Source organism: Streptomyces sp. NPDC127119 (assembly GCF_042677425.1).
Taxonomy (GTDB): domain Bacteria; phylum Actinomycetota; class Actinomycetes; order Streptomycetales; family Streptomycetaceae; genus Streptomyces.
Window position 1 is genome coordinate 1 of the sequence record NZ_JBHXTO010000253.1, and the last position, 7,411, is coordinate 7,411.

The following is a 7,411-nucleotide window of genomic DNA, read 5'->3' on the forward strand; positions in this document are numbered from 1 at the left end:
CCCCTAGACACCTAGGGGCGCGGGGAACTGCGCAATCCTTCGGGCCCGCCCCCACCGACCCGCAGTCGAAGGCGCCAGCCGAAACTCAGCTGAGCGAGCGCAGCGCCCCCGCGTCGAACGCGGCCAGTTCCCCGAACCGTCCGCCCAGTACCTTCACGGCCCACTCCGGGTCCTGGAGCAGCGCGCGGCCGACCGCGATCATGTCGAACTCCTCGTTCTCCAGCCGGTCGAGCAGATCGTCGATGCCCTTGACCGGCGCGCCCTCACCGCGGAAGCCCTTGAGGAAGTCCCCGTCGAGGCCGACCGAGCCGACGGTGATGACGGGCTTGCCGGTGAGCTTCTTCGTCCAGCCGGCCAGGTTCAGCTCGGAGCCGTCGAACTCCGGCAGCCAGTAGCGCCGCGTCGACGCGTGGAAGGCGTCCACTCCGGCCGCGGCCAGGGGCGCGAGCAGGGATTCAAGCTCCGCCGGGGTCTCCGCCAGGCGCGCCTTGTACACGTCCTGCTTCCACTGCGAGTAGCGGAAGAGGACGGGGAAGGCGGGCGAGACGACCGCCCGCACCGCGGCCACGATCTCCGCGGCGAACTTCGTACGGGCGACGAGGTCCCCGCCGTATCCGTCCGTGCGGCGGTTGGTGCCCGCCCACAGGAACTGGTCGAGCAGATAGCCGTGCGCGCCGTGCAGTTCGACGCCGTCGAAGCCGATGCGCTCGGCGTCGGCGGCGGCGTCGGCGAAGGCCTGGATGACGTCGTCGAGGTCGGCCTGGGTCATCTCCTTGCCCTGGCCTGCGGTGCCGTCCATGCGCAGGCCGGACGGGCCGACCGCGGGCGCGTCCGCGTACGGCGGCTCCCCGGCGGAGCGCACCATGCCGATGTGCCAGAGCTGCGGCACGATCGTCCCGCCCGCCGCGTGCACGTCCGCGGCGACCTTCGCCCATCCCGCGAGCTGCTCCTCGCCGTGGAACCGCGGCACCCGGTCGCTGTTCCCGGCGGACTCGTGGTCCACGTACGTGCCCTCGGTGACGATGAGGCCGACACCGGCGGCGGCGCGGCGCGCGTAGTACGACGCCACGTCCTCCCCCGGAACTCCGCCCGGCGAGAACTGCCGGGTCATCGGCGCCATCGCGATCCGGTTCGGAACGGTCAGGCCGTTGAGGGCGACGGGCCGGGAAAGGACCTCGGCGGCGCGGGAGGCGGAGGGGGCGACAGTCACGTGGGGGCTCCTCATGGGGGGGGAGGGAGGGGATTGCACATCCCGTCGGGTATGTGCATACGCATGGATAACTCCCCGGACAACCATCCCGGCGCCCGATGCATTCCTCCGCCCCCCACCCACCTCTGTGACCCCGGACACGATCCCGGCACAGCCCCAAAAGCAGCCCCGGAAGCGGTCCCGGGCACGATCCCGGGAACGCCCGAGGGCGGCACCCCTGGAATGGGGTGCCGCCCTCGGTTCGTACAGCTGGGGTGAAGCAGTGCCGCAGCAGTGTCGCGGCGGTGGACCGCCGATCCGTTTCCGGATCAGAAGTCCATGTCACCGCCCGGCATGCCGCCGCCGGCGCCGGCGCCGGCCGAAGCCTTCTCCGGCTTGTCGGCGATGACGGCCTCGGTGGTGAGGAACAGCGCGGCGATGGACGCGGCGTTCTGCAGGGCAGAGCGCGTGACCTTCGCCGGGTCGATGATGCCTTCGGCGATCATGTCCACGTACTCACCGGTCGCGGCGTTGAGGCCGTGACCGACGGGCAGGTTGCGGACCTTCTCGACGATGACGCCACCCTCAAGACCACCGTTGACGGCGATCTGCTTGAGCGGGGCCTCCAGGGCGAGCTTCACGGCGTTCGCGCCGGTCGCCTCGTCACCCGTGAGCTCGAGCTTCTCGAACACCGAGGAAGCCTGGAGCAGAGCCACGCCACCACCGGCGACGATGCCCTCCTCGACGGCCGCCTTCGCGTTGCGAACGGCGTCCTCGATGCGGTGCTTGCGCTCCTTGAGCTCGACCTCGGTGGCGGCACCGGCCTTGATGACGGCCACGCCGCCGGCCAGCTTCGCCAGACGCTCCTGGAGCTTCTCGCGGTCGTAGTCCGAGTCCGAGTTCTCGATCTCGGCACGGATCTGGTTGACCCGGCCCTGGACCTGGTCGGCGGAGCCGGAGCCGTCCACGATCGTGGTCTCGTCCTTGGTGATGACGACCTTGCGGGCACGGCCCAGCAGGTCCAGACCCGCGTTCTCCAGCTTCAGGCCGACCTCCTCGGAGATGACCTCGCCGCCCGTGAGGATGGCGATGTCACCGAGCATGGCCTTGCGGCGGTCACCGAAGCCCGGAGCCTTGACGGCGACGGACTTGAAGGTGCCACGGATCTTGTTGACGACCAGCGTCGACAGCGCCTCGCCCTCGACGTCCTCGGCGATGATCAGCAGCGGCTTGCCGCCCTGCATGACCTTCTCGAGGAGCGGGAGCAGGTCCTTGACGTTGGCGATCTTCGAGTTGGCGATCAGGATGTACGGGTCGTCGAGGACGGCCTCCATACGCTCCATGTCGGTGGCGAAGTACGCCGAGATGTAGCCCTTGTCGAAGCGCATACCCTCGGTGAGCTCAAGCTCGAGACCGAAGGTCTGGGACTCCTCGACGGTGATGACGCCTTCCTTGCCGACCTTGTCCATCGCCTCGGCGATGAGCTCGCCGATCTGGGTGTCGGCGGCGGAGATGGAGGCCGTGGAAGCGATCTGCTCCTTGGTCTCGACATCCTTGGCCTGCTCGAGAAGGGCACCGGAGACGGCCTCGACGGCCTTCTCGATACCGCGCTTGAGGGCCATCGGGTTGGCACCGGCGGCTACGTTGCGCAGACCCTCGCGGACCAGCGCCTGGGCGAGCACGGTCGCCGTGGTCGTTCCGTCGCCGGCGACGTCGTCCGTCTTCTTGGCGACTTCCTTGACCAGCTCTGCGCCGATCTTCTCGTACGGGTCCTCAAGCTCGATCTCCTTGGCGATGGAAACACCATCGTTGGTGATCGTGGGGGCGCCCCACTTCTTCTCTAGGACGACGTTGCGGCCCTTGGGGCCAAGGGTGACCTTGACGGCGTCGGCGAGCTGGTTCATCCCGCGCTCGAGACCGCGCCGTGCCTCCTCGTCGAACGCGATGATCTTGGCCATGTGAAGTGGTCCTCCCGGACTGGGGTGGAATCTCCAGGACCGCGCCCGCGCCCGCGACGGACGGCCTGCAGACCTCGTGGTTCCTTGCCCCACCCGGCCTGCGGGCCTCACTGACCCGATCCTCGTTGTCACTCTCACCTGCAGAGTGCTAACGCCAATGATTAGCACTCGACCCATGCGAGTGCAAGCGTCTCTCAATGATCCGCAGGTGGGAGGGGGTGAGGGGAGAGGGCGCCCGATGACCATGGGGCGCACGCGCGACCCCCGAACGCCCCGCGCACGACTCCGGCGCCGGCACACCCAAGGGCCCGTACCCGGGTCGCCGGCATGCCGAAGGGCCCGTACCCGGGAGGTACGAGCCCTTCGGAAGAAGAACGTCGCTGCAGTAAGTCGGCGCGTGCTTCAGCCGGTCGCCAGTCGGACCATGTCCGCCTGCGGCCCCTTCTGGCCTTGCGAGATCTCAAAATCGACCCGCTGACCCTCTTCCAGGGTGCGGTAGCCGTCCATCTGAATCGCGCTGTAGTGGACGAATACATCCGCACCACCGTCGACCGCGATGAAGCCGTACCCCTTCTCCGCGTTGAACCATTTGACGGTGCCCTGAGCCATGCCTAACTCCCCTATTACTGGCCCTTGCACAGACCCGCACTTCGCGGATCCGGGTCAGACCTCACCCCCCAACGGTTGGGGGTGTGCGCCGGAACGCGTCGACCGCGGCTGAATGTATCCGTCCAACTGCCGTCTGCAACAGGTCAATCCGACGAGAATTCCGGGCACGGCTGATCGGAAATATGTGAAGGATTTACACAGATTCAGGGCAAGTCGGGCCCGGTAAATGCCATAAACGGCTCAAAAGGACCAGTTACTTTGGCTGCTTCTTGTCGGGCCCCGGGCGCGAACTCATATGCGCCGACCTTGCGAAGCGAAGCAGCTTCCCCAACTGTACCGCGCTCAACCATACAGAATTGCCCCCTCCGCTTCAGTCGCGGAGAGGGCAATTCGATGAACTCTGCGTGTTCGACATTACCAAGGGTAATGATCAACGGCGCCGGGCGGGCCCCGGACGGGACGCCGTGCGGGGCGCTCAGCCTCCGGCGACCGCCGGGATGATCGAGACCCCGACGCCGTCCGGCGTGGCCGTCTCAAGACCCTGCTCGAAGCGGACGTCGTCGTCGTTCACGTACACGTTGACGAACCGCCGCAGCTTGCCCTGGTCGTCCAGGACACGGGCCGCGATACCGGTGTGGTTCTTCTCCAGATCGGCGATGACCTCGGCGAGGGTCGCCCCTTCGGCGGCCACTTCGGCCTGACCACCCGTGTAGGTACGCAGAATGGTGGGGATACGGACGTTGACGCTCACGGGACCTCCATCAGGTAGGGCTGTGGTACAGCGCCCCCTCTTCGGGGGCGCGGGGAACTGCGACAGCGATCAGGACCCGAGCCCGGCCTCATGGAAGGAGTCGAGGTTCGGACGGATGGTCGCGGTCAGCCCCGTGTCGGAGGCGACGGCGTCCAACGTCTTCAGACCGTCCCCCGTGTTGAGGACGACAGTCGTCAGAGTCGGATCGAGCAGACCGGCTTCGATCAGCTTCTTCGCCACCCCCACCGTCACCCCGCCGGCGGTCTCCGCGAAGATCCCCTCGGTCCGCGCCAGCAGCTTGATCGCGTCGACGACCTGGTCGTCGTTCACGTCCTCCACGGCCCCGCCCGTCCGGCGGGCGATGTCGAGCACGTACGGCCCGTCGGCCGGGTTGCCGATCGCCAGCGACTTCGCGATCGTGTTCGGCTTCTGCGGCCGTACGACGTCGTGCCCGGCCTTGTAGGCGACGGACACCGGCGAACAGCCCTCGGCCTGGGCACCGAAGATCCTGTACGGCCTGTCCTCGACGAGACCGAGCTGGATCAGCTCCTTCAGCCCCTTGTCGATCTTCGTCAGCTGCGAGCCGGAGGCGATCGGCACGACCAGCTGGTCCGGCAGCCGCCAGCCGAGCTGCTCACAGATCTCGTACGCCAGGGTCTTGGAGCCCTCCGCGTAGTACGGCCGCAGGTTGACGTTGACGAAGCCCCAGCCCTCGCCGGCCGGGTCGCCGATCAGCTCGGAGCAGAAGCGGTTCACGTCGTCGTAGTTGCCCTCGATGCCGACGAGCTCGCCGCCGTAGACCGCGGCCATGACGACCTTGCCCTGCTCCAGGTCGTGCGGGATGAACACGCAGGAACGGAAGCCGGCCCGCGCGGCGGCGGCGCCCACCGCGCCCGCGAGGTTGCCGGTGGAGGAGCAGGAGAGCGTGGTGAAGCCGAACGCGCGCGCGGCCTCCAGCGCCTGGGCGACGACACGGTCCTTGAAGGAGTGCGTCGGGTTGCCGGAGTCGTCCTTGACGAAGAGCTTGCCGGCGTCGACGCCCAGCTCGCGCGCCAGGTTGTCGGCCTGGACGAGCTTGGTCCAGCCGGGGTTGATGTTCGGCTTGTCCGCCACGTCCGCGGGGACGGGCAGCAGCGGCGCGTACCGCCAGATGTTCGCGGGCCCGGCTTCGATCCGCTTGCGGAGTTCCTCGGTGTCGTAACCGGAGAAGTCGTACGCGATCTCCAGCGGGCCGAAACACTCCTCGCAGGCGAACACCGGACCGAGCGGTACGCGGTGGCCGCATTCGCGGCAGGAGAGCGCGGCGGCCGGACCGAGATCGACGGCGTTCGCGGAGGGGGTGGAGTTCGTGGTGCTTGCAACTGTCTGCGCAGCCATGGAGGCGAGGCCCTTTCCTCATCTTCCTCACGACGCACTTCGCCATGAGACGGATTTGGCACCTTCCCGAGCCGGGAGCCTCGCTGCACTGATCAACAATGATCAGGACGAGACCGGCTGGAGGGTTGCCGGGGCTTCAACGGGCCGTATCCCTCTGCCCCTCTGGATGAGCGGTATTTAGTTGTCTACGCAACGACCCCCGACATGCGATGGTCATCAGCGTTGTTCAAGACTGTAACCGACGGCATGGATGGTGGAGAAAGCCGTCCGAACCGCGAGATGACCGTCACACCGGTCCCACATCGCGGCGGGACGCACGCATCCCGATGAACGCAAGGGAGAGCCGCACGTGCTGGAAGACGTCGAGCGCTGGCTGAGCACGCGCTCCTGGTCCGTCGAGGACCGCCCGCTCAAGAAGCTGATCGCCGCGAAGCGGTCCACGGGCTCCACGGTCAGTGTCGTACTGCCCGCTCTCAACGAGGAGGAGACCGTCGGCGAGATCGTCGCCGTGATCCGCCGTGAGCTGATGACCGCGAGAGTGCCGCTCGTCGACGAGATCGTGGTGATCGACTCGGGTTCGACGGACCGCACCTCCGAGGTCGCCGCCGCCGCGGGCGCCCGCGTGGTGCACCGGGACGAGATCCTGCCCCGCATCCCGGCCGTGCCCGGCAAGGGCGAGGTGCTGTGGCGCTCGCTGCTCGTCACCCGCGGGGACATCGTGGCCTTCGTCGACGCGGACCTGAAGGAGTTCTCGGCGGACTTCGTCTCCGGGATCGTCGGTCCGCTGCTCACGGATCCGGGGGTCGACCTCGTCAAGGCGATGTACGACCGCCCGCTGGGCTCCGCCGCGGGTCAGGGAGGCCGGGTCACGGAACTCATGGCCCGGCCGCTGCTCAACATGCACTGGCCGCAGCTGGCCGGCTTCGTGCAGCCGCTCGGCGGGGAGTACGCGGCCCGCCGCTCGCTCCTCGAACGGCTCCCGTTCCCCGTGGGCTACGGCGTCGAGCTGGGCATGCTGGTCGACTCGCTGCACCTGGTCGGCCTGGACGCCCTCGCACAGGTCGACGTGGGTGTGCGCAAGCACCGGCATCAGGACGGGCAGGCGCTCGGACGGATGTCCGCGGCGATCTACCGGACCGCTCAGCTCCGGCTTGCCCGCGGGCACATGATTCGGCCGTCGTTGACGCAGTTCGTACGGGGAGAAAGTGGCTTCGAGCCGCGGACGTACTCGGTGGACATGGAGGAACGTCCTCCGATGGCCGACATCCGGGAGTACGTGTCGCGCCGCGCGGCTTAGCGGTACCGACCACTCCGCGGAGAGCACCGTCTCCGTCCGCGGGCCCGGTGGGGGCTGGTCGCGCCGTTCCCCGCGCCCCTGATGGGGGCGCGGGGAACGGCGCAGTCTTGTCGCTTTTAGGGGCGCGGGGAACTGCGCAGTCTTTTGGTTTTTGGGGGCGCGGGGAACTGCGCGGCACGCCCCCACCCACCCACGGTCTCCCCTCCGCGGCCAGTGGGAACGTTTGCGCG

General features: G+C 68.2%; 6 protein-coding genes and 1 riboswitch. Of the genes, 1 reads left to right on the plus strand and 5 read right to left on the minus strand.

Going from position 1 to position 7,411, the window contains the following annotated elements:
* Positions 1-85 precede the first annotated feature (85 nt).
* From ACFVH5_RS43245 to thrC, 5 genes are all read right to left on the minus strand, one after another.
* Positions 86-1,225: an NADH:flavin oxidoreductase gene (locus ACFVH5_RS43245; RefSeq protein WP_385839178.1), complete on the minus strand. Its 1,140-nt coding sequence runs from the start codon at positions 1,223-1,225 to the stop codon at positions 86-88.
* A 293-nt stretch (positions 1,226-1,518) separates the two neighbouring features.
* A complete protein-coding gene (gene groL / locus ACFVH5_RS43250; protein ID WP_107015329.1) occupies positions 1,519-3,147 on the minus strand; it encodes a chaperonin GroEL in 1,629 nt (542 codons plus the stop codon).
* A 402-nt stretch (positions 3,148-3,549) separates the two neighbouring features.
* Entirely contained in the window at positions 3,550-3,756 is a 207-nt protein-coding gene (locus tag ACFVH5_RS43255; RefSeq protein WP_007493268.1) for a cold-shock protein, read from the minus strand.
* 475 nt (positions 3,757-4,231) lie between these two features.
* On the minus strand, positions 4,232-4,507 hold the full coding sequence (locus ACFVH5_RS43260; RefSeq protein ID WP_210881130.1) for a MoaD/ThiS family protein: 276 nt from the start codon (positions 4,505-4,507) through the stop codon (positions 4,232-4,234).
* 69 nt (positions 4,508-4,576) lie between these two features.
* The gene (gene thrC, locus ACFVH5_RS43265) at positions 4,577-5,884 is read right to left on the minus strand and encodes a threonine synthase (protein WP_385839179.1); all 1,308 of its coding nucleotides are present in this window, start codon (positions 5,882-5,884) and stop codon (positions 4,577-4,579) included.
* A 15-nt stretch (positions 5,885-5,899) separates the two neighbouring features.
* Positions 5,900-6,057, minus strand: a riboswitch (SAM riboswitch).
* A 176-nt stretch (positions 6,058-6,233) separates the two neighbouring features.
* On the opposite strand from thrC, the gene ACFVH5_RS43270 reads away from it, so the two are divergent.
* Entirely contained in the window at positions 6,234-7,181 is a 948-nt protein-coding gene (locus ACFVH5_RS43270; protein WP_384811225.1) for a glucosyl-3-phosphoglycerate synthase, read from the plus strand.
* The last annotated feature ends 230 nt before the right edge of the window (positions 7,182-7,411 follow it).